At 66.7% G+C, this 24621-nt stretch carries 33 protein-coding genes and 1 tRNA gene; 16 read left to right on the forward strand and 18 right to left on the reverse strand.

The window, feature by feature from the left end:
- Positions 1-38 precede the first annotated feature (38 nt).
- Positions 39-416, reverse strand: a complete 378-nt coding sequence (locus ASG63_RS06645; RefSeq protein WP_338011811.1) for a response regulator — start codon at positions 414-416, stop codon at positions 39-41.
- 212 nt (positions 417-628) lie between these two features.
- Here ASG63_RS06645 and ASG63_RS06650 point away from each other — a divergent pair, with 212 nt between their 5' ends.
- Positions 629-1294 (forward strand): class I SAM-dependent methyltransferase, encoded by a 666-nt coding sequence (locus tag ASG63_RS06650; protein WP_056213342.1) that lies wholly within the window; start codon positions 629-631, stop codon positions 1292-1294.
- A gap of 71 nt (positions 1295-1365) precedes the next feature.
- On the opposite strand, the gene ASG63_RS06655 is transcribed toward ASG63_RS06650, so the two are convergent.
- From ASG63_RS06655 to ASG63_RS06665, 3 genes are all read right to left on the reverse strand, one after another.
- Positions 1366-1737: a DUF6883 domain-containing protein gene (locus tag ASG63_RS06655; RefSeq protein ID WP_056213344.1), complete on the reverse strand. Its 372-nt coding sequence runs from the start codon at positions 1735-1737 to the stop codon at positions 1366-1368.
- Positions 1734-2012, reverse strand: a complete 279-nt coding sequence (locus ASG63_RS06660) for a hypothetical protein (protein WP_056213347.1) — start codon at positions 2010-2012, stop codon at positions 1734-1736. Before ASG63_RS06660 ends, ASG63_RS06655 begins: the two co-directional genes overlap by 4 nt.
- A 112-nt stretch (positions 2013-2124) precedes the next feature.
- Complete coding sequence (locus ASG63_RS06665; protein WP_056213349.1) at positions 2125-2730, reverse strand: 3'-5' exonuclease; 606 nt, start codon at positions 2728-2730, stop codon at positions 2125-2127.
- 101 nt (positions 2731-2831) lie between these two features.
- On the opposite strand from ASG63_RS06665, the gene ASG63_RS06670 reads away from it, so the two are divergent.
- The 4 genes from ASG63_RS06670 to ASG63_RS06685 all read left to right on the forward strand — a co-directional run bounded on the left by ASG63_RS06670 (position 2832) and on the right by ASG63_RS06685 (position 6265).
- Positions 2832-3914 carry a phosphatase PAP2 family protein gene (locus ASG63_RS06670; RefSeq protein WP_244479830.1) on the forward strand — a complete coding sequence of 361 codons (1083 nt, stop codon included), beginning with the start codon at positions 2832-2834 and terminating at the stop codon, positions 3912-3914.
- Between the two features lie 232 nt (positions 3915-4146).
- Positions 4147-5625: a protein adenylyltransferase SelO gene (locus tag ASG63_RS06675; protein ID WP_056213438.1), complete on the forward strand. Its 1479-nt coding sequence runs from the start codon at positions 4147-4149 to the stop codon at positions 5623-5625.
- A gap of 69 nt (positions 5626-5694) precedes the next feature.
- Positions 5695-5958 carry a hypothetical protein gene (locus tag ASG63_RS06680; protein ID WP_056213355.1) on the forward strand — a complete coding sequence of 88 codons (264 nt, stop codon included), beginning with the start codon at positions 5695-5697 and terminating at the stop codon, positions 5956-5958.
- Between the two features lie 118 nt (positions 5959-6076).
- Positions 6077-6265: a hypothetical protein gene (locus tag ASG63_RS06685; protein ID WP_056213357.1), complete on the forward strand. Its 189-nt coding sequence runs from the start codon at positions 6077-6079 to the stop codon at positions 6263-6265.
- A gap of 10 nt (positions 6266-6275) precedes the next feature.
- On the opposite strand, the gene ASG63_RS06690 is transcribed toward ASG63_RS06685, so the two are convergent.
- Together ASG63_RS06690 and ASG63_RS06695 are read right to left on the reverse strand one after the other, a co-directional pair.
- Positions 6276-7622: an adenylate/guanylate cyclase domain-containing protein gene (locus ASG63_RS06690; protein ID WP_082559199.1), complete on the reverse strand. Its 1347-nt coding sequence runs from the start codon at positions 7620-7622 to the stop codon at positions 6276-6278.
- A gap of 79 nt (positions 7623-7701) precedes the next feature.
- The gene (locus tag ASG63_RS06695) at positions 7702-8187 is read right to left on the reverse strand and encodes an MmcB family DNA repair protein (RefSeq protein ID WP_056213359.1); all 486 of its coding nucleotides are present in this window, start codon (positions 8185-8187) and stop codon (positions 7702-7704) included.
- Positions 8188-8387: 200 nt separating this feature from the next.
- Here ASG63_RS06695 and ASG63_RS06700 point away from each other — a divergent pair, with 200 nt between their 5' ends.
- The gene (locus ASG63_RS06700; RefSeq protein WP_244479831.1) at positions 8388-8816 is read left to right on the forward strand and encodes a hypothetical protein; all 429 of its coding nucleotides are present in this window, start codon (positions 8388-8390) and stop codon (positions 8814-8816) included.
- Positions 8817-8822: 6 nt separating this feature from the next.
- Here the strand turns inward: ASG63_RS06700 and ASG63_RS06705 are convergent, their stop codons facing one another.
- Complete coding sequence (locus ASG63_RS06705) at positions 8823-9608, reverse strand: cobalamin-binding protein (RefSeq protein ID WP_056213361.1); 786 nt, start codon at positions 9606-9608, stop codon at positions 8823-8825.
- Between the two features lie 6 nt (positions 9609-9614).
- On the reverse strand, positions 9615-10136 hold the full coding sequence (locus ASG63_RS06710) for a DedA family protein (RefSeq protein WP_056213362.1): 522 nt from the start codon (positions 10134-10136) through the stop codon (positions 9615-9617).
- Between the two features lie 151 nt (positions 10137-10287).
- Between ASG63_RS06710 and pdxY the strand changes: the two genes are divergently transcribed.
- Genes pdxY through ASG63_RS06725 form a run of 3 tightly spaced genes read left to right on the forward strand, consistent with a single transcriptional unit; the run spans position 10288 to position 12774 of the window.
- The gene (pdxY, locus tag ASG63_RS06715) at positions 10288-11136 is read left to right on the forward strand and encodes a pyridoxal kinase PdxY (RefSeq protein ID WP_056213364.1); all 849 of its coding nucleotides are present in this window, start codon (positions 10288-10290) and stop codon (positions 11134-11136) included.
- 32 nt (positions 11137-11168) lie between these two features.
- Entirely contained in the window at positions 11169-12065 is an 897-nt protein-coding gene (locus ASG63_RS06720) for a PhzF family phenazine biosynthesis protein (protein WP_056213366.1), read from the forward strand.
- Positions 12058-12774 (forward strand): hypothetical protein, encoded by a 717-nt coding sequence (locus ASG63_RS06725; protein WP_056213369.1) that lies wholly within the window; start codon positions 12058-12060, stop codon positions 12772-12774. The genes ASG63_RS06720 and ASG63_RS06725 overlap by 8 nt, the downstream gene beginning before the upstream one ends.
- Here the strand turns inward: ASG63_RS06725 and ASG63_RS06730 are convergent.
- Both ASG63_RS06730 and ASG63_RS06735 read right to left on the reverse strand, forming a co-directional pair.
- On the reverse strand, positions 12765-13094 hold the full coding sequence (locus ASG63_RS06730; protein WP_056213371.1) for a hypothetical protein: 330 nt from the start codon (positions 13092-13094) through the stop codon (positions 12765-12767). The two genes, ASG63_RS06725 and ASG63_RS06730, sit on opposite strands and share 10 nt — an antisense overlap.
- Positions 13095-13260: 166 nt before the next feature.
- Complete coding sequence (locus tag ASG63_RS06735) at positions 13261-13746, reverse strand: SRPBCC family protein (RefSeq protein WP_056213373.1); 486 nt, start codon at positions 13744-13746, stop codon at positions 13261-13263.
- A gap of 561 nt (positions 13747-14307) precedes the next feature.
- Here ASG63_RS06735 and ASG63_RS06740 point away from each other — a divergent pair.
- On the forward strand, positions 14308-15885 hold the full coding sequence (locus tag ASG63_RS06740; protein WP_056213376.1) for a 2-isopropylmalate synthase: 1578 nt from the start codon (positions 14308-14310) through the stop codon (positions 15883-15885).
- A gap of 103 nt (positions 15886-15988) precedes the next feature.
- Positions 15989-16064: transfer RNA gene (locus ASG63_RS06745), tRNA-Lys, on the forward strand.
- A gap of 57 nt (positions 16065-16121) precedes the next feature.
- On the opposite strand, the gene ASG63_RS06750 is transcribed toward ASG63_RS06745, so the two are convergent.
- The 6 genes from ASG63_RS06750 to ASG63_RS06770 form a co-directional block, all read right to left on the reverse strand.
- A complete protein-coding gene (locus ASG63_RS06750; RefSeq protein WP_156394091.1) occupies positions 16122-17330 on the reverse strand; it encodes a hypothetical protein in 1209 nt (402 codons plus the stop codon).
- Positions 17330-17587, reverse strand: a complete 258-nt coding sequence (locus ASG63_RS25055; protein ID WP_156394092.1) for a hypothetical protein — start codon at positions 17585-17587, stop codon at positions 17330-17332. The genes ASG63_RS06750 and ASG63_RS25055 overlap by 1 nt, the downstream gene beginning before the upstream one ends.
- A 100-nt stretch (positions 17588-17687) precedes the next feature.
- A complete protein-coding gene (locus tag ASG63_RS06755) occupies positions 17688-18257 on the reverse strand; it encodes a hypothetical protein (protein ID WP_056213379.1) in 570 nt (189 codons plus the stop codon).
- A gap of 48 nt (positions 18258-18305) precedes the next feature.
- Complete coding sequence (locus tag ASG63_RS06760) at positions 18306-18569, reverse strand: hypothetical protein (RefSeq protein ID WP_244479832.1); 264 nt, start codon at positions 18567-18569, stop codon at positions 18306-18308.
- Positions 18560-19054 carry a hypothetical protein gene (locus ASG63_RS06765; RefSeq protein WP_156394093.1) on the reverse strand — a complete coding sequence of 165 codons (495 nt, stop codon included), beginning with the start codon at positions 19052-19054 and terminating at the stop codon, positions 18560-18562. The genes ASG63_RS06760 and ASG63_RS06765 overlap by 10 nt, the downstream gene beginning before the upstream one ends.
- Positions 19055-19161: 107 nt before the next feature.
- Positions 19162-19341 carry a hypothetical protein gene (locus ASG63_RS06770; protein ID WP_244479833.1) on the reverse strand — a complete coding sequence of 60 codons (180 nt, stop codon included), beginning with the start codon at positions 19339-19341 and terminating at the stop codon, positions 19162-19164.
- 685 nt (positions 19342-20026) lie between these two features.
- On the opposite strand from ASG63_RS06770, the gene ASG63_RS25060 reads away from it, so the two are divergent.
- The 5 genes from ASG63_RS25060 to ASG63_RS25070 all read left to right on the forward strand — a co-directional run bounded on the left by ASG63_RS25060 (position 20027) and on the right by ASG63_RS25070 (position 22555).
- Positions 20027-20602 (forward strand): hypothetical protein, encoded by a 576-nt coding sequence (locus tag ASG63_RS25060; RefSeq protein ID WP_156394094.1) that lies wholly within the window; start codon positions 20027-20029, stop codon positions 20600-20602.
- 51 nt (positions 20603-20653) lie between these two features.
- Positions 20654-20953, forward strand: a complete 300-nt coding sequence (locus ASG63_RS06775; RefSeq protein ID WP_244479834.1) for a hypothetical protein — start codon at positions 20654-20656, stop codon at positions 20951-20953.
- A 64-nt stretch (positions 20954-21017) separates the two neighbouring features.
- The gene (locus tag ASG63_RS24000) at positions 21018-21272 is read left to right on the forward strand and encodes a helix-turn-helix domain-containing protein (RefSeq protein WP_082559200.1); all 255 of its coding nucleotides are present in this window, start codon (positions 21018-21020) and stop codon (positions 21270-21272) included.
- A 478-nt stretch (positions 21273-21750) separates the two neighbouring features.
- On the forward strand, positions 21751-21909 hold the full coding sequence (locus tag ASG63_RS25065) for a hypothetical protein (RefSeq protein ID WP_156394095.1): 159 nt from the start codon (positions 21751-21753) through the stop codon (positions 21907-21909).
- Positions 21910-22003: 94 nt separating this feature from the next.
- Positions 22004-22555, forward strand: a complete 552-nt coding sequence (locus ASG63_RS25070; RefSeq protein ID WP_156394096.1) for a hypothetical protein — start codon at positions 22004-22006, stop codon at positions 22553-22555.
- Between the two features lie 84 nt (positions 22556-22639).
- On the opposite strand, the gene ASG63_RS06780 is transcribed toward ASG63_RS25070, so the two are convergent.
- Complete coding sequence (locus ASG63_RS06780; protein WP_056213385.1) at positions 22640-22831, reverse strand: hypothetical protein; 192 nt, start codon at positions 22829-22831, stop codon at positions 22640-22642.
- Positions 22832-22929: 98 nt separating this feature from the next.
- Entirely contained in the window at positions 22930-24486 is a 1557-nt protein-coding gene (locus ASG63_RS06785; protein WP_056213387.1) for a hypothetical protein, read from the reverse strand.
- Positions 24487-24621 lie beyond the last annotated feature (135 nt).

Raw genomic sequence — 24621 nt, forward strand, 5'->3', positions numbered from 1 at the left:
GCGGCCGGTCCGACCGGTGGCCGCGGCCAGCGCCCCTTCTAGCGCTTGCGTGCTTTCAGAGGCTCGGGTTTCTGACCGTCCGGCAGGATCATGTCGAGGTGGTCGTGGACGATCTGAGCGCTGAAGGGCTTGCCCAGGAAGACAGCCCCCTCGGGAAGATCCCCCACCCCCGGTTTGACGCCGCCGGACGCAACGACGATCGAGATGTCGGGCCAGCGCCTCGCGGTCGTTCGTGCCAACTCGAAGCCATCGGGGCCGCCCGGCATCTCCACATCGGTGAACAGCAGCACGATCAGGTCTGCGTGGTCCTGAAGCAGCTTGATCGCTTCAACGCCGTTTGCTGCCGACAGGGCGTGGAAGCCAGCATCCTCCAAGATCGTTTCCGCATCCATCCGAACGAGGAAATCGTCGTCCACGACGAGGGCATACGGCGCGTTCGGGGGGTGAGGCATGTCCATCAAGCCGAGGGGACGGACAAAAGTTCAGATTGGCGGGAGCATGGGTCTGGATCGCCACGGCTGGCGCGCCTGATGGATCGGGCTTCGGAGGGGGAGCCAAGAGGGTCGAAGCGTCCGCAAGCCACCCGACGCGGACGTTCGCCGGATCGTCGCGCGTGATACGATCCGGCATGGATGCTTTCTCAGATCCGCAGGCCGTTGCCCGCTACGCCGAAAACCCGCCGCGCATGGTGCCCGGCTATGCCGACATGCAACGTATGGCGAGGCTTCTCCTCGCGGAACGCGCCCCGGACAAGGCACAGGTGCTCGTTCTCGGCGCGGGCGGCGGCCTCGAACTCAAGGTGTTCGCCGAGGGGCAGCCCGGGTGGACGTTCGTCGGCGTCGACCCGTCTGCCGCAATGCTCGACCTTGCCCGGAAAACCCTGGGCCACCTCTCCGACCGTGCCCATCTTCATGAGGGGCTGATCGATGGCGCGCCGGAGGGGCCGTTCGACGCTGCCGCCTGCATCCTGACCCTGCACTTCATCGAGCGTCAGGAGCGGTCACGCACCCTCCGGGAAATTCGGCGTCGTCTAAAGCCCGGTGCACCCTTCGTCGCGGCGCACTTCAGCATTCCGCAGGATGAACGCGACCTCTGGCTCTCACGGTATGCCGCTTTCGCGACGGCCTCCGGCATCGAACGCTCACACGCCGAACGTGCAAAGACCGGGATCGTAGAACGCTTGCCGATCCTTTCGCCCGAGGAGGACAAGACGCTGTTGCGCGAGGCTAGGTTTAGCGGGGTCCGCCTCTTCTACGCCGGGTTTGCCTTCCGGGGCTGGGTCGCCTGGGCCTGACGCCAAAGAGCCGCAAACCACCCCCGGTGGTCGTTCACACGGTCGAACGGATCGGCGCCCGATCCTCCGGATCAGGGGCTCGGCGCCGACCGGTTACGGTCGGGAAACGCCGCCCCGAAGCGGCCCGTTTCGCCCTCGGCCTCCGCGATCACCAGCCAGACCGAGCGGATCCAAGGCCTGCGGCCCGAGGGTGTCCCCAGGGGACCGACGCAGGTCAGCATGTCGGCTCCGTATTCGGAGGGCTGGCGGGCGACGAGGGCAGCGCCCTGGGCTTCGGCAAAGAGGGCGTCCGCGAACGCCAAGGACTCGGTCGGCGCGAAGCCGAACCCGCGGAAGAAGCGTGCTTTCGGCCCGCCATGCGGGTGGGTCACGTCCAGCAGATCATTGCAGATCTTGCGGGTATCGATGCCGAGCCGGTGCGGGACGACCGCGTTCCCGCTCACCGCTCCGCTGGGACGGCGAGCGTCAGGAGCGCGGCCGGGACCGCCGCAAGGGCCTCGGCAGGCTTGGCGAACGCGACCGGATAGCCGCGGCCTCCCGGCTGGACCGCGACGATCGTCCCCTCGGTCCCTGCTTCGATCCGCGCGCCCGACTCGGCGTTCACCGCACCGATCAGCACGACGCGGTCCAGGTCTCGCAGGCCTGGCTGGTCGTTCCTCAGCAGGAACTGCGTTTCGATCGACAGGCAGGAGAGGATACGCTGCCCGCCGAATGGCACACCTGGCACCGATCCGCGACGGCCGCGGGCGGGTGACGAAACCTCGCCGGCCTCACCGGACGCAGGGTTCGGGCGCTGGGCAAAGGCTCGCCCCCTCTCCACTCGAGACCGCTCACTCCACCCCGCCTCCGCCCTCCTCGCGGAGCAGCGCCGCGGCGCGGCTTCGGGCGCGGGCCCAGCGCCGGCACTCGCGCCGGGCATCCGACAGGGCGCGATGCTCCGCCGCCGGATCGTCGCGCGCCTCCAGGCGCAGGGTCGCCAGGAGCTTGCCCGCCAGGGCGTCGCGCGCGGTCGGCGCCACGCCGCCCGCCGCGAGCACGTCCAGGACGACGCGGCGCTGCGCCTCCGCCGTGGCCTTCAGCCGGAGGGCGTGGCGCGGCAGGCCGGCGGCGCGCAGGAGCCGGCTCAGCCAGTGCCCGTCCCAGGAGGGCGCCGAGGCGTAGAGCGCCACGTCGCGCAGGGCCGTGAGCATGTGCAGCGCCACCCAGTCGTGGGCGACGCCCTCCCGCACCAGGCGTTCCCGGGCGAGCCCGTGCACCGCCTCGGCCTCGGGCGCCCAGTCGGTCCAGCCCGGGGCCGGGCGGATGAGGAAGCTCTCCGACTTACCGTCGGGAAACACCCACGCGACCTCGATCGGGTAGCTGGTCTTCGCGAGGGAGGACGCCTCGAAATCCAGGAAGGCGATGCGGCTCAACGGGGGACCATCGGGGGGGACCATCGGGGCTGGGAACCGGAACGGGATGGGGAAAAGGAACGCCGCCGGGCAACAAACCGGCGCAAAGCCGAGTTCCGGCTGCGACGAACCACGAAGGATGCCGGGTGAGCGACGCAACTCCGATTTCGATGCCCGCGCGCGGGACGCGCCGCGGACTCGCCGAGGCCGCCTCCCTCGCAAGATCCCCCCTTTCAGGATCCGCCCTCGCCAAACCCATCGCCCGCATCGGCCGGGTCTCGGCCGCCCTGGCCGCGCCGCATCCGACGCTCTGGGGCCTCGCCCTGGCGGTCGCCCTCCTCGATGCGGTGTGGCTGCGCCGGGCCGGGATCGCCCTGGCGCCGTTCGGCTTCGGCGTGGCGGCGGGCCTCGTGGCGGCGCTCCTCGCCCTCGCGGTCCTGTTCGGCCCGATCCTGTCCGAGCCCAAGCTGCGGGCGATGGCCCTGGCGAGCGCCGGCCTCATCGCCGTGACCGTGCCGATCGCGGTGCTGCACTACCTCACCGCCACCTGGGCCCTGCCGCTGGCCGATGCGCGGCTGGCCCGGGCGGAGGCGGCGCTCGGCCTCGACTGGCCCGCCTACTACGCTGCCCTGCAGGCGCAGCCGCGCCTCGCCTGGTGGCTGGCGCTCGCCTACCACACCAGCGGGCCGCAGGTCGGGCTCACGGTGATCGCGCTCAGCGCCACCCTCCGGGTCGGCCGGCTCTGGGCCTATGTGCGGATGTTCGCCGTGCTGCTCCTCACGGTCGTGCTCATCGCCGCCCTGGTGCCGGCGGCCGGCCCCTTCGTGCAGTACGGTCTCGCCACCGTGCCGGACGGCTCCATCGAGACCCTGGGCGCCCTCTGGCACCTCGACGCCCTGGAGCACCTGCGCGCCGGGACCCTGCGCATCCTGGCCCTGGAGGACATCCGCGGCCTCGTGACCTTTCCCTCCTTCCACGTCTGCCTCGCGGTGCTGACCGCCTGGGCGCTGGCGCCGATCCCGGTCCTCGGCCCCCTGGCGATCGCCCTCAACGCCGTCATCGTGGTGGCGACCCTCGGGGCCGGTGGGCACTACCTGCCCGACCTGCTGGCCGGCTTCGTGCTCTCGGTCACGGTCATCGGCGGACGCGCGATCCTGCGCGGACGCCGCACCCGCGCGCCGGGCCTCCTGACCGAACCCGCCCAGCACGGGTCGCGTTGTCCGGGGTGAACGCGCGCGGCCGGCCCCTTCGGGGCCCCCGCGCCGTGCGCCATCACCCGAGCCGGGGCCGATACGCCCATCGCCGGGGCCGTCGCCTCCGGACAGGACGGCCCCGCGCGCGACGTTCGGGAACGCCATGATGTGCCTTGGCCTCTTCCCTTGGGATTTGCCTTGGCGCATGCGGCGCCCCACCTCGTGGGCAGCACCGCGCGCCGCGCCGCACACGGGACCCATGCCCTCGATGACAGCCGCCATTCCCTTCGCCAACACCTATGCCCGCCTGCCGGAGCACTTCTTCGCTGCGGTGAACCCCACCCCCGTGGCGGCGCCCCGCCTGATCCGGATCAACCGAGAACTCGCCGCGGACCTCGGGATCGAGGCCGCCTGGCTCGAGAGCCCGGAGGGCGTCGCGGTGCTGGCCGGCAACCGGGTGCCGGAGGGCGCCGAGCCCCTGGCCATGGCCTATGCCGGCCACCAGTTCGGCAACCGCGTGCCCCAGCTCGGCGACGGCCGGGCGATCCTGCTCGGCGAGGTCGTCGGGCGCGACGGGGTCCGGCGCGACATTCAGCTCAAGGGCTCGGGCCCGACGCCGTTCTCCCGGCGGGGCGACGGCCGCGCCGCCCTCGGGCCGGTGCTGCGCGAGTACGTGGTCAGCGAGGCCATGACGGCGCTGGGCATCCCCAGCACCCGCGCCCTGGCGGCGGTGCTCACGGGCGATTCCGTGAGGCGCGAGACGGTCCTGCCCGGCGGCGTCCTGACCCGGGTCGCCACCAGCCACATCCGCGTCGGCACCTTCCAGTACTTCGCCATGCGGGGCGACGTCGACGGCGTGCGGGCGCTGGCCGACCACGTCATCGGCCGGCACTATCCGGAGCTGGCGGAAGACGCCAACCCCTACGGCGCCCTGCTGACCCGGGTGGTGGAGCGCCAGGCCGACCTCGTCGCGCGCTGGCTCCTCGTCGGCTTCATCCACGGGGTGATGAACACCGACAACTGCGCCGTCTCCGGCGAGACCATCGATTTCGGACCCTGTGCCTTCCTCGACGCCTACGACCCCTCCGCCGTGTTCAGCGCCATCGACGAGAATGGCCGCTACGCCTACGGCAACCAGCCGGGCATCCTGCACTGGAACCTGACCCGGTTCGCCGAGGCGCTGCTGCCCCTGCTGGCGCCCGAGACCGAGGACGGCATCGCCGTGGCGCAGGACCGCCTCGCCGCCTTCGGCCCCCGGTTCGAGGCGGCCTATTACGGCGGCCTGCGGGCCAAGCTCGGCCTCACCACGGACCGGGACGAGGACCGCGAGCTCGGCCGCACCCTGCTGGAGGCGATGCAGGCCGGGCGCGCCGACTTCACCCTGACCTTCCGGCGCCTCGGCGCGGCGGCCCTCGGCCCCGAGGGCGACGGTCCGGTGCGCGACCTCTTCGACGACTCCACCGTATACGAGGCCTGGGCGACCCGCTGGCGCGCGCGTCTCGCCGCCGAGCCGGGGGACCCGGCCGCGCGCCGGGCGGCGATGGACCGGGTCAACCCGGCCTTCATCCCGCGCAACCATCGGGTCGAGGCGGTGATCGAGGCGGCGGTCGCGCGCGACGACTTCGCGCCGTTCCACGAGCTCGTGGCGGTGCTGGCCCGCCCCTACGACGACCAGCCCGCCTTCGCGGCCTATGCCGCGCCTCCGCAGCCGCACGAGCGCGTGCTCCAGACCTTCTGCGGCACCTGAACCGAACCGGCTCCGCGTGGGCGGTGTTCTCCGAAGGAACGAACCCCGCCTACGACGGAGACGCGCCGGATGCCGAAAGACCCCTTCGCCGAAGCCGGCACCGATCCGTCGGGCGGTCTGGCCACCGGTCCACGGGACACCGTCACCGGGCAGGTCAAGGACGCGCCCGGAGACCCTCTGGATCGGCCCGGCACCGAGGCCGCGGAGGCGGGCGCCCGCGACACCCCGCCCCTGACTCCGCAGGGATGGACCGGCGACGCCGCGCGGAAAGAGCACGCCACCGCCCCCACGCGCGGTGTGAAGACCGGCGGGGCGGACAAGGCCGAGGGCTGAGCGGGCTCGGGCGACGCACCGGATCTTCCCCGGTTCGGAGGGATCACGGATAGCCTTGCGCTAATTCTGGTATATTGTATTTCGTAATCGCTCGTCAGCGCATGCCAGGAGTGTTCCGATGACCCAGACAGTGAAGCCGGACCGTCCGATCTGGCCCTCCGTCCCGGACGACCGTCCGCCGCCCCGGACCACCCGACCGGAGACCCCAGCCCCCGAGATCGATCCGGCTCTCCTCGAGCGGCTTAAGGCCGACGAGGCGGCCCGCCAGCGTGTCGGGTTCGAGGGGTTCGGCTCGTTCTCGGGCTGACCGTCTTGGCTCACGCGACGGAGGCGAACGGATGCTCCGGCGCCGCGGCATCCGCCGCGGTTTCCTCGGCCCAGTCCACCGCGAACAGCAGCATGTCGCGGGTGTCTCGGCACTCCGACGGGGGCATGCCGGAGAGCCGGAGCGATGTCCGGGTAGCCGGATCGAGGAGGCGGATCACCTCGTCCGAGGCCGCCAGGGTCAGGTCGGCGGTCTTGGCCCGGGCCTCGATCCTGGCGAGTCGGTTCATCGCCGTGCCCAGCACCGTGAACTCGGCCCGGTGCCCGTCGTCGAAGACCCCCACCAGCACCTCGCCGGCATGCAGCGCCATGGTGATGCGCAGCTCCGGCCGCTCTTCCCGGCGGCGATCCTCGTTCAGCGCCGCGAGACGCGCGACGATGGTTTGGGCGCATGCCAGCACTGCCTCCGCCTGGGCCTGCGGACGCCCGACGATGAACTGCGCCAGGACGCCGTCGCCGACATATTTATCGACGATGCCGCCGTGCTCGCTCACCGCCACGTGGGTCAGGGCGCGGACGTCGAGCAGGGCGCGCACCACCTCTTCCTGGGCTTGGTCGCGCGAGAAGGCCGAGAAGCCGCGCAGGTCGAGGCCGAACAGGCAGGCGTGGCGGGACTGCACCGCACCGACGCCGCCGCCGCTCTGGGCAAGCTCTCCCGCCACCCGGCGCGGCACGAAGCGCGCGAGACTCGTCCGCTCCTGCTCCATCCGCAAAGCCGTCGTCACTGCCATCTGCAGGCGGCGCACCCCATCGATCACCACGAGGCTCGCGGCGAGGAAGGTGAGCAGGCCGGGCACCTCCTCTTCCAAGGTCACGTGCGGACCGAGAAGGGCGCTCTCGGGCGCGAGATAGGCGAGGAGGATGGTGCCGCCCCAGGCGAGACTCACCAGACCCGAGAACACGACGGTGTGCCAGACCCGCATGCTGAGTCCGGTCTGGAGCAGGAGTAGGAAGGCTGGCAGGCGGCTCACCGCGGTGGCCGTCTCCTCTGTTTCCACCGCACCGAGCAGGATGTGCTCGACGATGAGGAACAGGGCCACGCCGGCGTTCAGCAGGGTCGCTGTCCAGGCCAGCCACTCCATGCCGGGCTCCGCCCCGCCGTCCCGCTGCGAGGCGCGCCAATCGGCGATCCCGAGGCCGAGGGAGAAGATCGCGTAGACCCCGAGGCCGATCCAGTGATGGGTGGAATGGGCCGAGCCGTCGTAGCCCTGGGCGGTGGCCACGAGCACCAGGACGATGACGAGGTAGAGTAGTAGGGACCGACGGCCCGAGGCGGCCTGGAGCCGTCGCAGGATGGCGGGATCGCCGTCGTGTGGACGGCGACGGGAGGGCAGGCGCATGCAGTTGGCAATCGATGAGTGGCGCGTGGTTCCTTACCATGCCGGGCCGCCCGTGCATCGGCGGCGATTCGCCGTGCCCTCAGAGGGCGCCTTCGCGGATGGCGCCGGGATCGGCCAGAGCGTGCAGCAGGCGCGCGGCGCTATGGGCGAAGCGCAGGGTCACGGCCTTGCGCCGGGGACCGCTGAGGGAATGGTCCGCCGGGTCGCGCAGGATCGCGGCGCCGAAGGCATCGGCGACGATGAGGCCGGCGTCCTCCGGGGTCAGGGTGGTGGAGAGCGTCTCGGGGATCGCGAAATAGAAGCGGTCGCAGTAGTCCCGATAATCCGGCCATTTCCGGTCGGCCCGGAAGTCGGCGACGCTGGACTTGATCTCCACGATCGTCAGGCGCCCGGCCGGGCAGAGGGCGATGACGTCGGCGCGGCGGCCGTTCGCCAGGGAGAATTCCGGAATGGTGACGTGACCGAGTTCGGCGAACAGACGCCGGACGCCGCGCTGGACCTGGAGCGCGGTGGCCGACTGACGCCGGTCGGGCGGAAGGATCACGGACGCGAGGGCTGCTGACATACGGCTCTGATGCTTCGGAACGACGTCCCGAATCGGGACTGGTCCCAGGAAATCAGCCGCCGCGCGGCTTGTCACCTGCGACCCCGTTGCGCCGGTCGGGCTGGAGCACGGGCCCGGACCATGGCACCCCTCGCGGTGGATCGGGTGCGGAGGAGGCAGGTCTGCCGAAGAACGAAGACCGGGACGCCGAGACGGCGCGGGTGGCGCGCGAACTCGATCGCCTCGAGGCGCTGGCCGCCCGGCGAAGCCTGCGGGTGGGCTTGCTGAGAGCGGCGCGCGGTGCCCTGGGCGCCGGCGCGACCCTGGCGACGCTCACCAAGCTGAAGCTGGCGGGCTCCCTGGCGCTCAAGCTCGGCATCGCCGTGCTGGTCGGGCTGGGGCTGGCCTGGCCCGTCGTCGTCCTGGCGGTGGTGGCGCTGATCGGCTTCGTGCTCGCCCTGGTGAGCCTGTTCGACGGAGGGGCCGCCGATTGTCCCGACACCGCCTGCGGCGACGGCTGCGAGCGCCGGGAGAAGCGGGCGGCCCGTCTGCGCCACCTCATCGCCCGGCGCCAAGCCTGGCTCGCAGCCCCGTCGGGACCGGCTCCCAGCGCGCGCCGGCGCGAGGCCGATCCGCTGTCGGCCGCGTGAAACCGCTCAGGTTATGCCCCGGAGGGCGGCGCGGATCGCGTCGAAACCGTCCGTGAGGGCGGCAGGGCCCGGCTGGAGGATCAGTGGTGACTTGATCTCGTGGATGCGCCCGGCGGCCACCGCCGGAATCGCGTCCCATCCCGGGCGGGCGCGGATGTGCGCGCGGTTCACACGCTTGCCGCACCATGAGGCGAGGATCACGTCGGGCAGGGCCGCGATCACCGCCTCCGGGCTCACGATCCGGTCCCGGGCCGCCGCCTGCCGGCTGAGTTCGGGGAAGACGTCGTCGCCGCCCGCCGCCGCGATGAGGTCCGAGACCCATCCGATGCCGGAGATCATCGGGGCATCCCATTCTTCGAAGTAGACGCGCGGACGCGGCCGGCCGACGCTTTCCGCGGCGGCGGCCGCGATGCGGTCTGCCAACCGCGCCGCCAGGGTCTCGGCCTCGGCCGACACGCCGGTCAGGGCGCCCACGGTGCGGATCATCGCCAGGCAGCCGGCTAGGTCGCGCTGGTTGAAGAGGTGCACGGCGATGCCGGCCCGGGCAAGGTCGGCGACGATCTCAGCCTGCAGATCGGAGAAGGCCAGGACGAGATCGGGAGCAAGGGCCAGGATCTTGGGCAGGTCGGCGCTGGTGAAGGCCGAGACCCGAGGCTTCTCCCGCCGGACCCGGGCCGGGCGGACCGCGTAGCCCGAGACCCCGACGATGCGGTCTTCCTGGCCGAGGAGGTAGAGCGTCTCGACGGTCTCCTCCGTCAGACAGACGATGCGCTCGGGCGGGAACCGGCGCACGGCGCCTCAGCCCTTCAGGTAGCCGAGGAGGCCGGCCCCCGGCGCCAGCATGAGGAAGGCCCAGGCCAGGGCCGAGGTGACGTTGGCGATCTGGAACGGCAGGCGCTTCACACCGAATACCCCTGCGACCAGGGGCACCACGGCCCGCGCCGGCCCGATGAACCGCCCGATCAGGATGCCGCCGGCTCCCCATTTGCGGCAGAACTCCTCGGCGCGGGCGACGATGGCGGGATAGCGCCGCATCGGCCACATCTGCTTGGCGCCGTCCTTGTAATAGTGCCCGAACTCGTAGGAGACCCAGTCGCCGAGAGCGGCCCCGAGCGCACCGGCGAGCATCACCGGCCAGAACGGGATACCGACCGAGCCCATCAGCGCTCCGATGCCGAGGAGCAGGAAGGTGGCGGGCACCAGCAGCGAGAGAAAGGCCAGGGACTCGCAGAACGCGAGCACGCCGACGATCAGCGGCGTCCAGCCCTGGTTCGCCTCCACGAAGGCGAGGGTGCTGGTGCGGATTGAATCGAAGTCCATGGGGCTCGCTTGAGGTTCGGCGCCTTCCTGTGACCGAGGGCGCGGATCGGGGCAAGCGCGTGGGGCGCCGGCAGGGGTGCGTTGGGAAGGAAAACCGGGTTAAGGGCTGGCGCCACAACTCCTCGGCCGCGGGATTTCGGGAGATTCCGGCATGAACATCCTCTCGATCCAGTCCCACGTTGCCTTCGGCCACGTGGGCAACGCCTCGGCGGTGTTTCCGATGCAACGCCTCGGCGTCGAGGTTTGGCCGATCCATACGGTGCAGTTCTCCAACCACACCGGCTACGGCGCCTGGCGCGGCCGGGTGTTCGATGGCCCGGCGATCGAGGACCTCGTCGCCGGCATTGCCGAGCGGGGCGTGCTCGGGACCTGCGACGGAGTCCTCTCGGGCTACATGGGTTCGGCCGATATCGGGACCGCCATCGTGCGGGCCGTGGCCTCGGTGCGGGCGCTGAACCCACAGGCCCTCTACGCCTGCGACCCCGTGATGGGCGACACCGACCGCGGCATCTACGTACGGCCCGGCATCCCCGAATTCATGCGCGAGCAGGCGGTGCCCGCGGCCGACATCGTCACCCCGAACCAGTTCGAGCTGAACCACCTCTCGGGCCTGCCGACCGGCACCCTCGCGGAGGCCAAGCGCGCGGTGGCCTCGGTTCAGGCGCTGGGACCCCGCGTTGTCCTCGTCACCTCGCTGGTCACCGACGATACGCCGGACGACGCCATCGACCTTCTGGCGGGGGAGGGCGGCCATTTCTGGCGCCTGCGCACGCCGCGCCTTCACCTCGACGTGAATGGCGCGGGCGACGCCATCGCGGCTCTGTTCCTGGTGCACTACGCCCGGACGTGCTCGGCCGCGCTGGCCCTGGGTATGGCCGGCGCCTCGGTCTATGGTCTCCTGCGCCGCACGGCCGAGGCGGGCTCACGCGAGATCCTCACGGTGGCGGCGCAGGACGAGTTCGTCACGCCGAGCGAGACGTTTCCGGTGGACACCGTCTAAGGTTGATTCTCAGAGAGCCTGGAGACCCCGCCATGCCCCGCCGCTTCGTGACCCTCGACGTGTTCACCGACACGGCGCTGACCGGCAATCCCCTGGCCGTCGTGCTCGATGCCGAGGACCTCGACACCGCCGCGATGCAGGCCCTGGCCGTCGAGTTCAATCTGTCCGAGACGGTGTTCGTTCTCCCGCCCGAGACACCCCGGCACCGCGCCCGGATGCGCATCTTCACGCCCACGTCCGAACTGCCCTTCGCCGGGCACCCCACCCTCGGCACCGCCATCCTCCTTGCCCTGCGCGACCAGCGGGCGGGGCTCACCGACGCGATGGCCTTCGGGCTCGAGGCCCCCCTCGGAACCCTGGCCTGCGTGGTCGAGCCCGGGGAGGGGCGCGGTACCGGGCGCTTCAAGATGCCGGGGCTCCCGGAATATCTGGGGGAGGGACCCGAGACGAACCTAGTCGCGGCCGCCCTGGGCCTGGAGCCGGGTGAGATCGGCTTCGCCCGCCACGTCCCGAGCCGGCACCGGACCGGCCCTTCCTTCCTGTTCGTGCCCCTCGCCAGCCGAGCGGCCCTCGACCGGGCTCGCGTCGTGCCGGCAGCCCTCGATGATCTCGGCACTCCGGCCGCGCTCTACTGCTACACCCTCAACCCCGAAGAGGTCGGCCACCGCTATCAGGCCCGGATGTTCGCGCCCCATCTCGGCGTGCCGGAAGACCCGGCCACCGGCTCGGCCGCAGCGGCCTTCGCCGGAGTGATGATGCAGTTCGAGCCCCTGGGCGACGGGGAGCACGACATCGTCCTACGCCAAGGCGTCGCCATGGGCCGACCGAGTACGATCGGGGTCCAGCTCGTCATCGAGGCCGGTGCCCTGCGCTCCGTGGAGATCAGCGGGGCGGCGGTGCTGGTGAGTGAGGGCACCCTGCTTGTCTGACGGTTTCACGCTGACGCCGCTCCGGCACATCGAGGCCCGGCTGGTCCCCTCCGACTGGTCCTGGGCCCGCGACCATGCCGGGGCGATCGCCGAGACCTGGGCGCGGCGACGCGCCGAGCGGCCGGACCTGTTCGACGGACAGGTGCTCCTTGCCCGCGACTGCCGCATCGACGGATCGACCTGCGTGATCGACCTGTTCGAGGTCGCGTATTCTCAGTTCCTCGCCTTCCGCCTGGCCGGCTCCCCGGATCCGGCGGTAACCAACGCCTTCGCGGCGGTGGTGCCGTGGAGCGCCGACGGCGCGGCCCTCTTGGGTATCATGGGCGGACACACAGCCAATGCCGGGCAGATCTACTTCGCCTGCGGAACCCCGGATCGAACCGACACCCGCGAGGGCGGTCGCGTCGATCTCGCCGGCAGCGCCGGGCGGGAGTTCCTGGAGGAAACGGGTCTTGCCCTTCCGGCCGATGCGCCGGAGGCGTGGGTTTTGGTCTCGGGCCAGAGCCAGCACGCCTTCCTGCTCCCGGTCCGCTTTGCGGAAACGGCCGAGGTGCTGCATGGCCGGATGGAGGCACACCGCCAAAGCGAGGCCGCGCCAGAACTCGCCGGCTTCGCCATCGCGCGCGGGCTGGACGACCTCGACGCCGCTCGGATGCCCGGCTTCGTGCGCGCCTATCTCACCGACGCCTTCGCGGGCGCTCAGCGGTAGCCGTAGCGTGCCTTGGCGGCACCGAGCAGACTGAGGGCCTCACGCTCGCGGCCGCCCGCGCAGGCATCGGCGGCGTGGCGCAGGTCGGCCCCGAAGCGCTCGCCGACGGGCGGGTTGAGGTTGCCGGTAGCGACATCGCTCTCGACCACCGCCTGGGTGCGGGCGATGGACGGGCCGCAGCCGGTGCCCTGTGGCAGGGGCGCGGCGACCACGGGGGCTGCGGCGACGGCGACCGCGGGGGGCGCCGAGGCGGTCGGCTTGCAGGCGCCGAGCAGGGCGGCGGAGAGAAGGACGGCGACGGCGAGGCTGACCCGGGACACGGCGGCTCCTGACGGTACCCGTGCCGGGACACGGCACAGCTTGATCCGGGCCGGTTTTGCGCCGAGTGCTCTGGCTGGTCAATCGGGCGCGGGTCCGAATGAACCTGCAGGCGAGGGCGGCCTCGGGTGAGCCGCCCTCGGTCTTGGTCCGCTTACTTCGATCCGCTTACTTGGACTTGTCGGCGATAGCCTTCAGGCCGGAATCGTAGATGCCGGAGATCGCATCGATTGCCACCGCATCCGGCGCGCCCTTCGCCTTGAAGCTGCCGGTCCAGTTCACGGTCGAGCCCGAGCCCTTGGGCATCACCGAGAGGGTCGAGGAATAGTCGCTCACCGGCAACGGACCGGAAACGATGGCATAGGTGTAGCTCATGGCCTTGTCGTCGCGCTTGGTCTGCGACTCGACGATGGTGCCGCCACCCTTCAGGCTCAGGGTTCGCAAAGCCTTGCCGCCGTCCTGCGACAGCACGCATTTCTCGATGGCCGGATGCCACTGACCGATGCCGCAGAAATCGCCGATCGTCGCCCAGACCTTGGCGGGAGGGGCGGCGACATCGATGGTCTTGGCAGCATCCAGCGCCAGCGCCGGCGCCGCTCCGGCGATCAGGGCGAGGGCAGGCAGGGCCAGGGTGCGCGACAGCATCCGCGACATGATGGGGATTCCTTCCAGATTTTTTCTTGCGTGAACGGACTGATTTCGCCGCCGAATCGTATTCGATCCACCAGCGAAGCTAGGCGGAGCAGACCGCACGGCAATGCATCCGGCCGAAACGATTGCGAATTCCATCGAGACCTTGTGGGGAACTGGGCTCTGAGACCGAATTCCTCCCTGTCCGGCGGTCGCGCGCATCGCTGGCGGGCGCGGCGCTGAAACTTGTCAAGCGGGCCCTCAGCGGCTAGGTAAACCGCCTTCGCAAGCGTTCGCGCGCCGCCGCGGTGCGCCCTTGCCTCTCGGGAGAGACGAGCCTTGGCCAGCGCCGGCTCCACGCGCAGCATGACCGACGCCGCCTTCGCGGCCGTCCGGTCGCGCGCGTCTCTCGCCGCCCTGCTCCTCCTTATCCGCCCCTGAGGGCCGTCCGGGCGCGTGCGCCTGGGCTCTCAGGGGAGTGCAGTTTGCGAAGGTCGGCGCCCGTCCACCGGCGCTTGCCCGGACCCCTCGATTTCCCGATGCCGCGTCCCCGGTTCTGGACCGCGTTCCGACAGGATACCCAGCATGACGACCTCCCCGACTCCGGCGCCCGAAGCCCGCGCGAAGGACCGCGTTCTCATCTTCGACACCACCCTGCGCGACGGCGAGCAGTGCCCCGGTGCCACCATGACCCTCGACGAGAAGCTCGCGGTCGCCGAACTCCTCGACACCATGGGCGTCGACATCATTGAGGCGGGTTTCCCCATCGCGTCGAACGGCGATTTCGCGGCGGTCTCCGAGATCGCCCGGCGCGTCAAGCGCGCCACCGTCGCGGGTCTCGCCCGCGCGATTCCCGCCGACATCGCCCGGGCCGGCGAGGCGGTGCGCCAGGCCAGGCGCGGCCGTATCCACACCTTCGTGTCGACCTCGCCGATCCACCTCGCGCACCAGATGCGCAAGTCCGAGGATGAGGTGGTGGAGATCATCCTGAAGACGGTGTCCCAGGCCCGCGACCTCGTCGAGGACGTGGAATGGTCGGCCATGGACGCCACCCGCACGCCGATCGACTATCTCTGCCGCTGCGTCGAGGCGGCGATCCGTTCGGGCGCCACCACCATCAACCTGCCCGACACCGTGGGCTACGCCACACCGGACGAGTACCGCCGGATGTTCCAGGACGTCCGGAACCGGGTGCCGAACGCCGACAAAGCGATCTTCTCGGTGCATTGCCACGACGATCTGGGTCTCGCCATCGCCAATTCCCTGGCCGGCATCGAGGGCGGCGCGCGGCAGGTGGAGTGCACCATCAACGGCATCGGCGAGCGGGCCGGCAACGCTGCTTTAGAGGAGATCGTCATGGCGATCCGTACCCGCGGCGACGTCATGCCCTTTGAGAGCGGCATCGAGACCACGATGCTCACCCGCGCCTCGAAGCTCGTCAGCCATGCGACGAACTTTCCCGTGCAGTACAACAAGGCGATTGTCGGTCGGAACGCCTTCGCGCACGAGAGCGGCATCCACCAGGACGGCATGCTCAAGCACACGGAGACCTACGAGATCATGACTCCGGCCTCGGTCGGCGTTGCCAAGACCTCGCTCGTCATGGGCAAGCATTCGGGCCGGGCCGCCTTCCGCGCGAAGCTGGACGAACTCGGCCTCGTGCTGAGCGACAACCAGATGCAGGACGTATTCGAGCGCTTCAAGGCGTTGGCCGACCGCAAGAAGCACGTCTACGACGAGGACATCGAGGCCCTGGTCGACGAGAACCTCGCCACGGCGCATGACCGGATCCGCCTCGTCTCCCTGTCGGTGATCGCGGGCACCCGCGGCCCGCAGCGGGCGACCCTGAAGCTCGATATCGCAGGCCGGATGGTCACCGAGGAGGCCGTCGGAAACGGCCCGGTCGACGCCGTGTTCAACGCGATTCAGGCTCTCGTGCCGCATCAGGCCGACCTCGAACTCTATCAGGTCCACGCGGTCACCGAGGGCACGGATGCCCAGGCCGAGGTCTCGGTGCGCCTCAAGAGCGGCGAGCGCAGTGTGACCGCCCGCGGCGCCGACCCCGACACCCTCGTCGCTTCGGCCCGTGCCTACCTCTCGGCCCTCAATAAGCTCGAAGCCTGGGCGGAGCGCCTGCATGCCCAGAGCCCGGCCGCGGTTTAGCCGAGAAAATAACGCCCCGGGGGTGGACACCCCCCGGGGCGTTTGCTATCAGCCCCCTCGTCGCAGCGGACTTGGTGGGCCGCAGCGATCGCCGCAAGGCGTTGGGTGCATAGCTCAGTTGGTAGAGCAGCTGACTCTTAATCAGCGGGTCCAAGGTTCGAACCCTTGTGCACCCACCAAACATCTCAATGACTTAGCCAGTTCGTAGGACGTCGTTTCGACACGACCTCACTGGCTCATTTCGACAAACTTTCCTTCTTCGTTCTAGCGTCCAAGCGTTTCCGCGCTCCCGCCTGCCGTTGCTTCGGGGTCGCTTGCGCGTACCGGAGCAGGGCTGCGGTGGTCAGGTGGCCGCTCAGCGCGCGGAGCTGAGCGTCTGTCAGGTCAGCCTCGGCGCCTTCGACGTTCCCGCCGTGGCGTAGGCCCATGAACTTCACTTCGTGGTCGATGCCGGCCGCCTCACGGATGTCCGCCACGCGATGCCGAAAGTAGTCCTCGCCCCACGGCAGGTGGATCTTGCGGCGCCGGTCCGGCACGTCGCGCGTGACGATTAGAGTACCGCGGCGGGGTAAGCGCTCCAGCCGATCCATCAGTTCGGGCCAGAGCACCGTGCCATCCACGTCGAACAGCGGCAGCTCGACGAGTTCGCCGGTCTTGTGGTGGAAGATTCGGGCAAGGCCCGGCTTGTCAGCCGGACGGTAGTGCGTCCAGGCCAAGCGCTTCAGGATGTCCTCCTGACGCTGTAGCCAGAAGAACGCGATCATCGCCGCCGTACCGATCGAGGGTTCACCGGCAGCATCCGCGGCGGCCACGAAGCGCAGTAGCTCCTCGTGGGTAACCGGCCGGGTCGGCTTGGCCTTGTAGGCGAGATCCATCTTGGCGAAAGGATTCTCCGCCGGCACGATATCGGGCTTGTCGCGGCGCGCTACGTTCCAGGCGCGCTTCGCGATGCTCATGGCGAGGATGCCTGTGCGGATGCGCTCCGTACCATCGGCCTTGAGCTTCAGGCGCTCGTAGAGGCGATCGGCAGCGCCAGGTGTGATGCTTCCGAGCGTCAGGGTGCCGAAACGCCGGCCATCCTTCAGCACGTAGCTGGAGACGAGATGCAGGGCCGCGTCATAGCCCTTGCGGGTCTTGGGCGGCTTGCTGGTGTACTTCGGCGACGTCTTGTAAAGCGCGGCCATCCAATCGAACGTGCCTGTGCGAGTGCGGATCGTCTCCACAGGCATGGCTCCGGTTTGGCGCCAAGCGTCGAACTGCGGATTGAGGACGTCGTCACAGCGGGACTTCGCCGCTCCATAATCGGTGCCAAGGGCTTCCGACCGAACCAGACAACCGCCCTTCGCCGCCCAGGTGGGCGGTACCCAGTAATAGCCGGTCAGGCCAGACTTCAGCCGTCGCGTCACCATCAGCTTAGGCCAGCCCTGGGGCTTGCGACGCGGCATCAGATCAGGCCCTCGATGCTTTCAGCCAGGGGGAGGGAGGGCATTACAAGGCCGTGCCGGCGGGCGATGTCTTGAGACAGACGCTCACGGTGCCACTTCGGCAAACAGCCTCTCTCGGTCCGGGGGCGGGAGTAGATGCCGCGATCGACCTTGGCCCGGAATGCTTCGACGCTCGGCTCATCGCAGAAGGCAGCTGCGGTTTCGGCGCGCATTTCCAGCGGCCAGGAACCGAGCGGGTAGGATACCGGACGAGCCATCGTCAGCCCTCGGCCCGACCGGAATCAGGACCGGCAACCTGAGCACGCTGCACAGCGTGGGAGATGGCAGCTTGAGTGATCGTCTGACGGCGGGCCATTGCTACGCCTCAAGCTTCACGAGATGACCCGCATCGCGGAGCAGGTCGGTCGCCGCTCCATGGATGTCCAGGTAGATGCCGGGGATCGTGGGCGCTCCGGGCTGATTGCGTGAGCCATGCAGTTCGTCGAGGCTGTCACCCATTGAGGCCCGCTCTTCGCCCCACCAGATGGCGAACCGTGGCGCACGCAAGATCATGTGGTGCGCGTTGGCCGGCAAGAACTCGCCGGTATGCGCTCCCGGTTCCTGGCTGTAGCGCCGCAGAATGGACCGACGAGTCTCATCGCTATTACCTAGGGTCACTTCGTAGGCGTCCGGGGATTTCAGCGCGTGAGACACGACGGAGTAGGCCACGGCCCGCTTCCAGGCCCTGGAAGACGCAGGCCCTACGCCGCCGTCAGCAAGCAGCTTCATGATCTTCAGATCCGAAAGATCGAAGGCATTGAAGCTCGCTCGCCCCTCCACCGGCAGGAGGAAGCCACGGCGCCTCCAGTCACGCTGCATCACCGGGGTCAGCCCGGTGATGCGATTAGCTTCGCCAGCCGAGAAGTGGATGAGATGAGCATCAGTCATGAGTGGTACCTACCACCATTATATGATGGTGGCAACTCCCACGCTGCACTAAGAAGCCTCTAAGTCGTCCCAACCGCCACGCAGCCACACGACTTGGCTCTCATGCCCCTCGGGTGCGCCCAAAGACGGCTCCGCATCGCCACCAAACTCGAAGTCAGCATCGCCATCCGCCGCGTCGAGGATCGCAACGATCTTGTCGACGACATCCAGGGCGAGCTCGGCCAAGCGCTCGAACTCCTCCCGCGGGATGGTAGTGGCCTGGATCCGGCGAGAGGCCGGAAAGCGAACAACGTTGCTCATGATCAGCCCCATGCCTTCAGCGCTTCAACGAGGAGGGTGGGTGCATCCAAGCGATCGACCCGGCCATTGCAGTCGATCTCGTGCATGATGCGAACACATAGGATTTCGTCGCGCTCGGCATCGTTCGCCGGCACCCGCCGGCTGATCTCGGCCACGCACTTGTCTCGAAGGAACGCCATGCGGTGTTCCTCAATTTCGGCGAACCGGCCAAGATTGGTGAGAACCGAGAAGCCTTGGCCATCCTCGTTGCTGCACAGAGGCATGCTGCCGATCTGGCCCCAGTACTCGTCGGTCTGCCTAGTGAGCTCGTAGAGGCGGGCAAGATCGACGACGCTGAACGGCGCGAAGTCAAACTGGTCAGCGAGGCTACGGCCGACGTCTAGGCGGGCATCGAGCGAAGGCGGAGAATGCCGAGCGGCGGCGGACCTCACGGCCTCGGCGCGCTCGCGAAGCGTCCGATCCGAGCGGGAGGGGGGAGGATTTGGTTTCGCGTTCATCCCTGCCTCCTGCCAGTTGATTTGAATGCTGAGACAACGCGCTGGCGTAGGGGGAACCCAGTGCTCGACGGGGGAGGATTTGGTTTCGTCGACATGCTCGCCTCCCCTCAACCGAGCTGCACGAAGCCGTAGGCGAACACGCCCCCGGCGATGATCAGGACGGCCGAGACAAGGTCTCCGGCGAAGTCGAGGAAGCGGGGCGCTCGGACGTGTGCCGAGTCGGGCCGCACCGGAGTGATGACGGGCCCGTCCTCCGCCTCAGCCTCATCAGGCTCCAGCAGGGGCATGGGACGGGAGTAAACCGCTGCGAAAGGCGAGCGAGAGCGTTCACCGGCGCGAGCCGATGCTGTAGAATTCCGGATAGCCATGATGCGTCGTGCCTCGACGTGAGTGGTCAGGGCCGGGCAGGAAGTTGACGCTTCCGCTCGGCCTGCCTTTCTGGTAAATTAGAAATATGGATGAGTCAATTCCGGTAAACCCGAAAAAGGCAGGTCGGCCAGCAGGACGCGATTTCCCTGTGTCAGTTCAGCTTCGCCTCACTGAGGGGCAGGCAAGCGAGATTGATGATTGGCGTCGCACCGAGGTCGACATTCCTTCACGATCCGAAGCCATCCGCCGGCTCGTCGAGGAGGCACTGAAGGCGAAGCGTAAATGATCCCCTTGGATTGGTGGCCGCTCGTTTCGGCTTGGGTTCCGGCGCTAGCAAGCACCAGCATGTTGGGCATTGTTGGCGCGATAGCAGGCCCAATTTACAGAGCTAGGATTGAGAAATCAGTCCAGCACAAATTCGATGCAAAGTTGGAGGTCCTCAGATCTCAACTGCGGCAGGACGAGGAAGCTCAGAAAGCCGAGGTCCGGAGGAGAGATGAGCAAATTGCCGCACTTAGAAGTGGTGTTCTATCTGGTATATCCAGTAGACATGCGGCCTTAGACAAGCGCCGATTAGAAGCTGTGGAGCGCCTATGGAGCTCCATGTGCGAATTGTCTACACTTAAATCTTTGTCCCAGCTTACTTCTGTAATGAGAATGGACAGGGTATTGGAAATTGCTTCTGCTGGCGGTGCAGAGTCAGACAAAATGAAATCATTTTTAGAGAGTATTTGGCAATCCTATAAGCTCGACGAGGTGAAAAACAAAGGCTATCCAATTGCGGAAAGACCATTCATTTCACCGTTGTTATGGACTTATTTCACAGCATATAGACATATATTGTATTACCCCTATACGCTAGTCGCCCTCGGCCGTACTGGCATAGGCGCAGATGCCCTAGAGAATAAGGATAAAACGCTTTCAATCATTGCTTCCGTCCTTCCGCACCAAAAAGATAATCTGGATAAATTTGGCACAGACCTACTCCATCACTTAATAGATGAAATAGACCAGTTGATTCTACGAGAAATTGAAAGAACGTTAACAGGCGAAGATAATGACAAAAGAGGTATGGAGCGTGCAGCAGCTGTTATCACATCTGCTGCAGCAGCTTTCGGAGCGGCAAGTCCCAAAATTGATATCAGCATGATCCCCGACTCAATCGCTAAGCGTGACTAGCCATCATCCTCGTCTCCCAACAACTGAGGCGTCCCAGCTTGATAAGAAGCCATGAGCAGCGAGCCTGTGATGCCCAGCAGCGAGAAAGTGGATACTCTCGATCGCCTTTCCGAGGTGACCCGCCTTGCGACCCTCCTCGCTGACCAAGTGCTCGCAGCCCAGGCTGCCGACCAGCTTGTGCCCAAGGCTCACATCAACGCCCTGCTCGACGCAGCCATCATCCTTGATAAGTACGAGGTCGAACTACCGGCACCACTCGGGCAGATCGTCGATCAGATCAGTGATGCCGAGGATGAAGAGGCTGGGCGGCTTGCCTGGCTGTTCCGGCCGTTTCAGGGGACGAAGGCCTAACGCCCAGCACGCATCTGCTCCTGCGCCCCTTCCAGGACCAAAGCCGGGAATGTAGGGACAGGCCATGCCGTTGCCCTATCGAGCGCATCAGGATGAAGCCGGCTTGAGCGAACCCATCGTCTCGAAAGTGAACGATCCAGCGCTCGCCTACCGAGTTCCCGAGGCGGCCCGGATGATCGGCATCAGTGCTTCGACAATGTGGGCGATGATCGCGAGGGCGGAAATTCCAGCGAAGAAGATCGGCGGTTCAACCGTTGTCCTTCGGCGGGATCTGGAGGCGCTTGTTGAGGCTGCCCCAAGCGCAAGACCGAGGCCTTAGCCCTACGCATCGGGGATTGGGCTAGAGGCCTCGATTGCTCACCCGAGTAACGAATGTCGGGGTTCAGGCCGTTGAATAATTTTTAAGGCTCTCTCAAATTTTCGAGTATTCGCTTGAATTCGCCGTCGCCTTGCAGACGTTTGCAAGGTGCGACATCGAGCGGCGTAGACCCTCTCGTAGGCATGATCTCGGTCTCAGAGACGAAATCAGAGACATCACTTCAAAGAAATCTCTTCGCCTGTGTCTTATCGAAAATCCTCTGATGTCTCAGAGCGGTAGCGCAGAAATGCCGTGCTTTGGCGGCTGCATACCTAGCTGGGATCCGTCAAGCGCTGATTGACTTCGGAACGCGTATCGCTATCTCTCACTCACAGAGAGAGGAAACTCTCTCAAGCCATCTCGGATCTTGACTGCAGGCGCGTCTGAACCAGCTTCAGAAGCGTCTTAAGCATGTCGGGAGCAACCTTAGGAGCTTCGCATGGCAGACGTCAAAAGCAAGAAGCCGGTCGGCTCCGCTGCCACCAGCAAGGGGGTACGTATGTACCCAAGCAATTCGTTGCCGCAGCAGCGTCGCGACCCTTACGACAACCTCAGTGCGCTCGCCGTTCTGCGTGACGCTTACGGCACGAAGAAGTAAAACTACACCTCTTCAATTCTTTAAGGCCTTGCAAGTTGCAGGGCCTTTTTTTTATGTCTGAACGTCTGGCAAAAAAACTGTGAGATAGGCGAGGATGGATATCTTTAACCGCTTAGAGGATGAGGGTTTCTTTCAGGAATTCATTAGAAATCACTTTGAGAACGTTCCAGGTCAAGTGATTACTGATTTTGGATGCACCAATAAGGTCGACGCTGAACGTATTAAGTATGCCTACATAGAATACATGCAGAGCATCAAGGGGTATACGGTGCTCCTTCATTCAGAAAATCCAGACCATTATAAGCGCGCAGGCGCTTTAATGCAGGCTTTATACAAGAGTAAAATCATCACCGAGGTTGAGTTTACTGATAGTGACTACGGTGATCTTGACGCTGTTGAGGCGGATCATGTGCTCGGTCTTTCGTATGACGATGCACAGGACATGACTCGACTGCCGCGGTTCTACAGAGAATATCACAATCAGCTCTTATCTTTCGATATCGCTTATCTCTGTTGTGCTTCCTACGAGGACGAGCCAAGGGGATTTGATATCAATTATCTGCACAACATGTGTTTTTATCTTTGGAGAAACGAAGACCTATCTGTTGACTCCTGCGCCATGATCTTCAGGTCACTTTTTCACTGAATATCTATGTCTCGTAGTCCAACTTCCTAATGTCATATTGGGGAGGGCGCCCGGATATGCCACTTCGGAGTACTGTTCCAGGCTTCAATATCGCTCGCGCCAGTTCGCGATCCGCTGACCCATGGTCCGATTGATGTTGGCGTCATGCGCCGAGATGGCTTGGTCGAGAGCCGCCTTGACCTGGGCCTCCGTGAGGGAGGAGCCCCGCAGGTCGATGTTGAAGGTGCGAGCGTCAGTGCTCGAGGCCGGCTCGCTGCTGGGGGCCGTACCAGACATCGCCACAGGGATCCGCTTGCCGTCGGGGAGCGGCACGAAGGCCTCGGGTCCGCAGCCCTCACCGAAGAGCGCCAGCTGCGCTTTTGGTGACCGGAAGGTCAGAGCAGCTTAAATCGGGTTGTCTTTCCATCGACCCTGATTGTGATCGATCCCTGAAGATTGCCGCCTCCGGCCGCAGCATTGGGTCTGACGCCGATACGAACAGAGCCAGGGACAGTGCCTACATCGAAGCGAAGGTCGACCTGGCTGCCGATCGAAGAATCAACCAGGGATGCCGGGATGGACACCGCAGAGCCCGTGTTGCTGGCCAAGGTGTCGATGAAGCGGTTCACGTTCCCGACGGTTTGCAAAACGCCTTCAACCTGAACGCTGATGCGCGCACCACGCAGCGGCGGAATGTCGATCTGAGCGATGTCCTTGTAGCTTGTGGACTGCGGCAGGTTGATGGGTAGCGTCTCGTACCGCGTCATCGGCCCCGCCCCCGTGTTACGGTTGTCGTTTGTGATCGCCACACAGGTGGTGCAGTTGACCTTACCGACGCTGACGTTGGTGGCCGGGTCGTTCACCGCCACCGCTGCGCTACCCACCTGTTCCATCACCGTACCGTCTGGGACCGTGATGTTGTCCCCTCCGTCGATGATGACCCCGTACCCCGTCGATCTGACGATAGGGCCGATCACTGCGTTGGATATGCCGGCGTGGACCGCGACAGAGACCGGCGTGGCTGCGATCTGTGCGTTGATGCGGATGTTGTAGAATTTGCCGTTACCGGTAGGGCTGATCCGCCCGAGCGAGACGGCGGTATCGTACTGGCCCTCGATGCTCACGCTGTCATCGAGGAACAGGTCGCTGGTCTCGCTGTCGTTCGCGATCGCCAAGTCGACGCCTCGAGCGAACTGAAGGATCTTGGTGGCCGAAACCTTCAGGCCACCGCCGCTTTCATGGCGGATCGCCGCGTCACCACCGGCCACGAGGTCCGTGTAAATTGTGCCGGCAACGATTGAGCCGTCACCGCTGTCGACATTGAAGCCGTTCCGGATGCGCATCCCATACCGTTTTGCGCGGTAGAGATCGAAGTGCGTGAAGGACCAGAACTCGCCGGACTGGATGTCGACTTGGTCGCGGAAATCTCGGATTGCGACGTGGTCCACCATCTGCCCGCGCGGGTTCTGGATACCGTCGGCCATCTGGATCGCAACGGCTGCCGTGACCGTAGGATCGACCGTGTGGGTCATACGGAAATTGCTGAAGCGAGCACCGCCGCCCATCAACTTCACCGCGGGTCCGCTGGCGTTGGTGTAGCGGAACTCTGTCCCACCGGCCTCGGCGCGTCCTGCCCCCTCCCAGAACTGGCTCGTGTTGGTGACCGTGCTGCCGATGCGCACACAGCCGGCCGGGAAGACCAGTCGGCCCCCAGCAGGCACCGCTGCTGCTGCCGTTGTGACGTTGTCACTCTGGTCCGTGGCGCATGTCAGGTCCGTCAGATAGGTCGAAGCGAACACCGTTCCGGTGAACATCCGGCGGATGTAGCCCGTCGTTGCGCCGAGATCCGAGTTGTCATTCGCTGGCGGTGCCCGAAACCGAGGCCCGGGCAGGTTTTGCGCTTGAGCCACCAGGGGCAAGAAGAGTGCGAGGATGACAAGGACGAAGCGCATAGGAAGTCCTCTGAACATTCGAGAGATTGGAACCACGCCACCATTGCCTACAGGCTTCTCTGGCGGTGGCAGCTTGATTGTGGAAGGAACTGGTTGAGTGATCCCCCAGGCGGGCCAGTACATCCGTGGTCCCGC

It is taken from the genome of Methylobacterium sp. Leaf94, from assembly GCF_001426045.1.
Classification (GTDB): domain Bacteria; phylum Pseudomonadota; class Alphaproteobacteria; order Rhizobiales; family Beijerinckiaceae; genus Methylobacterium.

What these genes read in the sequence shown, in the direction of transcription:
- ASG63_RS06650 (WP_056213342.1), top strand. Translation starts at nt 629, where the DNA reads ATGGATGCTTTCTCAGATCCGCAGGCCGTTGCCCGCTACGCCGAAAAC.
- ASG63_RS06665 (WP_056213349.1), bottom strand. Translation starts at nt 2,730, where the DNA reads ATGGTCCCCCCCGATGGTCCCCCGTTGAGCCGCATCGCCTTCCTGGAT.
- ASG63_RS06675 (WP_056213438.1), top strand. Translation starts at nt 4,147, where the DNA reads ATGACAGCCGCCATTCCCTTCGCCAACACCTATGCCCGCCTGCCGGAG.
- ASG63_RS06680 (WP_056213355.1), top strand. Translation starts at nt 5,695, where the DNA reads ATGCCGAAAGACCCCTTCGCCGAAGCCGGCACCGATCCGTCGGGCGGT.
- ASG63_RS06685 (WP_056213357.1), top strand. Translation starts at nt 6,077, where the DNA reads ATGACCCAGACAGTGAAGCCGGACCGTCCGATCTGGCCCTCCGTCCCG.
- ASG63_RS06690 (WP_082559199.1), bottom strand. Translation starts at nt 7,622, where the DNA reads ATGCGCCTGCCCTCCCGTCGCCGTCCACACGACGGCGATCCCGCCATC.
- ASG63_RS06695 (WP_056213359.1), bottom strand. Translation starts at nt 8,187, where the DNA reads ATGTCAGCAGCCCTCGCGTCCGTGATCCTTCCGCCCGACCGGCGTCAG.
- ASG63_RS06710 (WP_056213362.1), bottom strand. Translation starts at nt 10,136, where the DNA reads ATGGACTTCGATTCAATCCGCACCAGCACCCTCGCCTTCGTGGAGGCG.
- pdxY (WP_056213364.1), top strand. Translation starts at nt 10,288, where the DNA reads ATGAACATCCTCTCGATCCAGTCCCACGTTGCCTTCGGCCACGTGGGC.
- ASG63_RS06720 (WP_056213366.1), top strand. Translation starts at nt 11,169, where the DNA reads ATGCCCCGCCGCTTCGTGACCCTCGACGTGTTCACCGACACGGCGCTG.
- ASG63_RS06735 (WP_056213373.1), bottom strand. Translation starts at nt 13,746, where the DNA reads ATGTCGCGGATGCTGTCGCGCACCCTGGCCCTGCCTGCCCTCGCCCTG.
- ASG63_RS06740 (WP_056213376.1), top strand. Translation starts at nt 14,308, where the DNA reads ATGACGACCTCCCCGACTCCGGCGCCCGAAGCCCGCGCGAAGGACCGC.
- ASG63_RS06750 (WP_156394091.1), bottom strand. Translation starts at nt 17,330, where the DNA reads ATGCCGCGTCGCAAGCCCCAGGGCTGGCCTAAGCTGATGGTGACGCGA.
- ASG63_RS25055 (WP_156394092.1), bottom strand. Translation starts at nt 17,587, where the DNA reads ATGGCTCGTCCGGTATCCTACCCGCTCGGTTCCTGGCCGCTGGAAATG.
- ASG63_RS06755 (WP_056213379.1), bottom strand. Translation starts at nt 18,257, where the DNA reads ATGACTGATGCTCATCTCATCCACTTCTCGGCTGGCGAAGCTAATCGC.
- ASG63_RS06760 (WP_244479832.1), bottom strand. Translation starts at nt 18,569, where the DNA reads ATGGGGCTGATCATGAGCAACGTTGTTCGCTTTCCGGCCTCTCGCCGG.
- ASG63_RS06765 (WP_156394093.1), bottom strand. Translation starts at nt 19,054, where the DNA reads ATGAACGCGAAACCAAATCCTCCCCCCTCCCGCTCGGATCGGACGCTT.
- ASG63_RS06770 (WP_244479833.1), bottom strand. Translation starts at nt 19,341, where the DNA reads ATGCCCCTGCTGGAGCCTGATGAGGCTGAGGCGGAGGACGGGCCCGTC.
- ASG63_RS25060 (WP_156394094.1), top strand. Translation starts at nt 20,027, where the DNA reads ATGTGCGAATTGTCTACACTTAAATCTTTGTCCCAGCTTACTTCTGTA.
- ASG63_RS06775 (WP_244479834.1), top strand. Translation starts at nt 20,654, where the DNA reads ATGAGCAGCGAGCCTGTGATGCCCAGCAGCGAGAAAGTGGATACTCTC.
- ASG63_RS24000 (WP_082559200.1), top strand. Translation starts at nt 21,018, where the DNA reads ATGCCGTTGCCCTATCGAGCGCATCAGGATGAAGCCGGCTTGAGCGAA.
- ASG63_RS25065 (WP_156394095.1), top strand. Translation starts at nt 21,751, where the DNA reads ATGGCAGACGTCAAAAGCAAGAAGCCGGTCGGCTCCGCTGCCACCAGC.
- ASG63_RS25070 (WP_156394096.1), top strand. Translation starts at nt 22,004, where the DNA reads ATGGATATCTTTAACCGCTTAGAGGATGAGGGTTTCTTTCAGGAATTC.
- ASG63_RS06780 (WP_056213385.1), bottom strand. Translation starts at nt 22,831, where the DNA reads ATGTCTGGTACGGCCCCCAGCAGCGAGCCGGCCTCGAGCACTGACGCT.
- ASG63_RS06785 (WP_056213387.1), bottom strand. Translation starts at nt 24,486, where the DNA reads ATGCGCTTCGTCCTTGTCATCCTCGCACTCTTCTTGCCCCTGGTGGCT.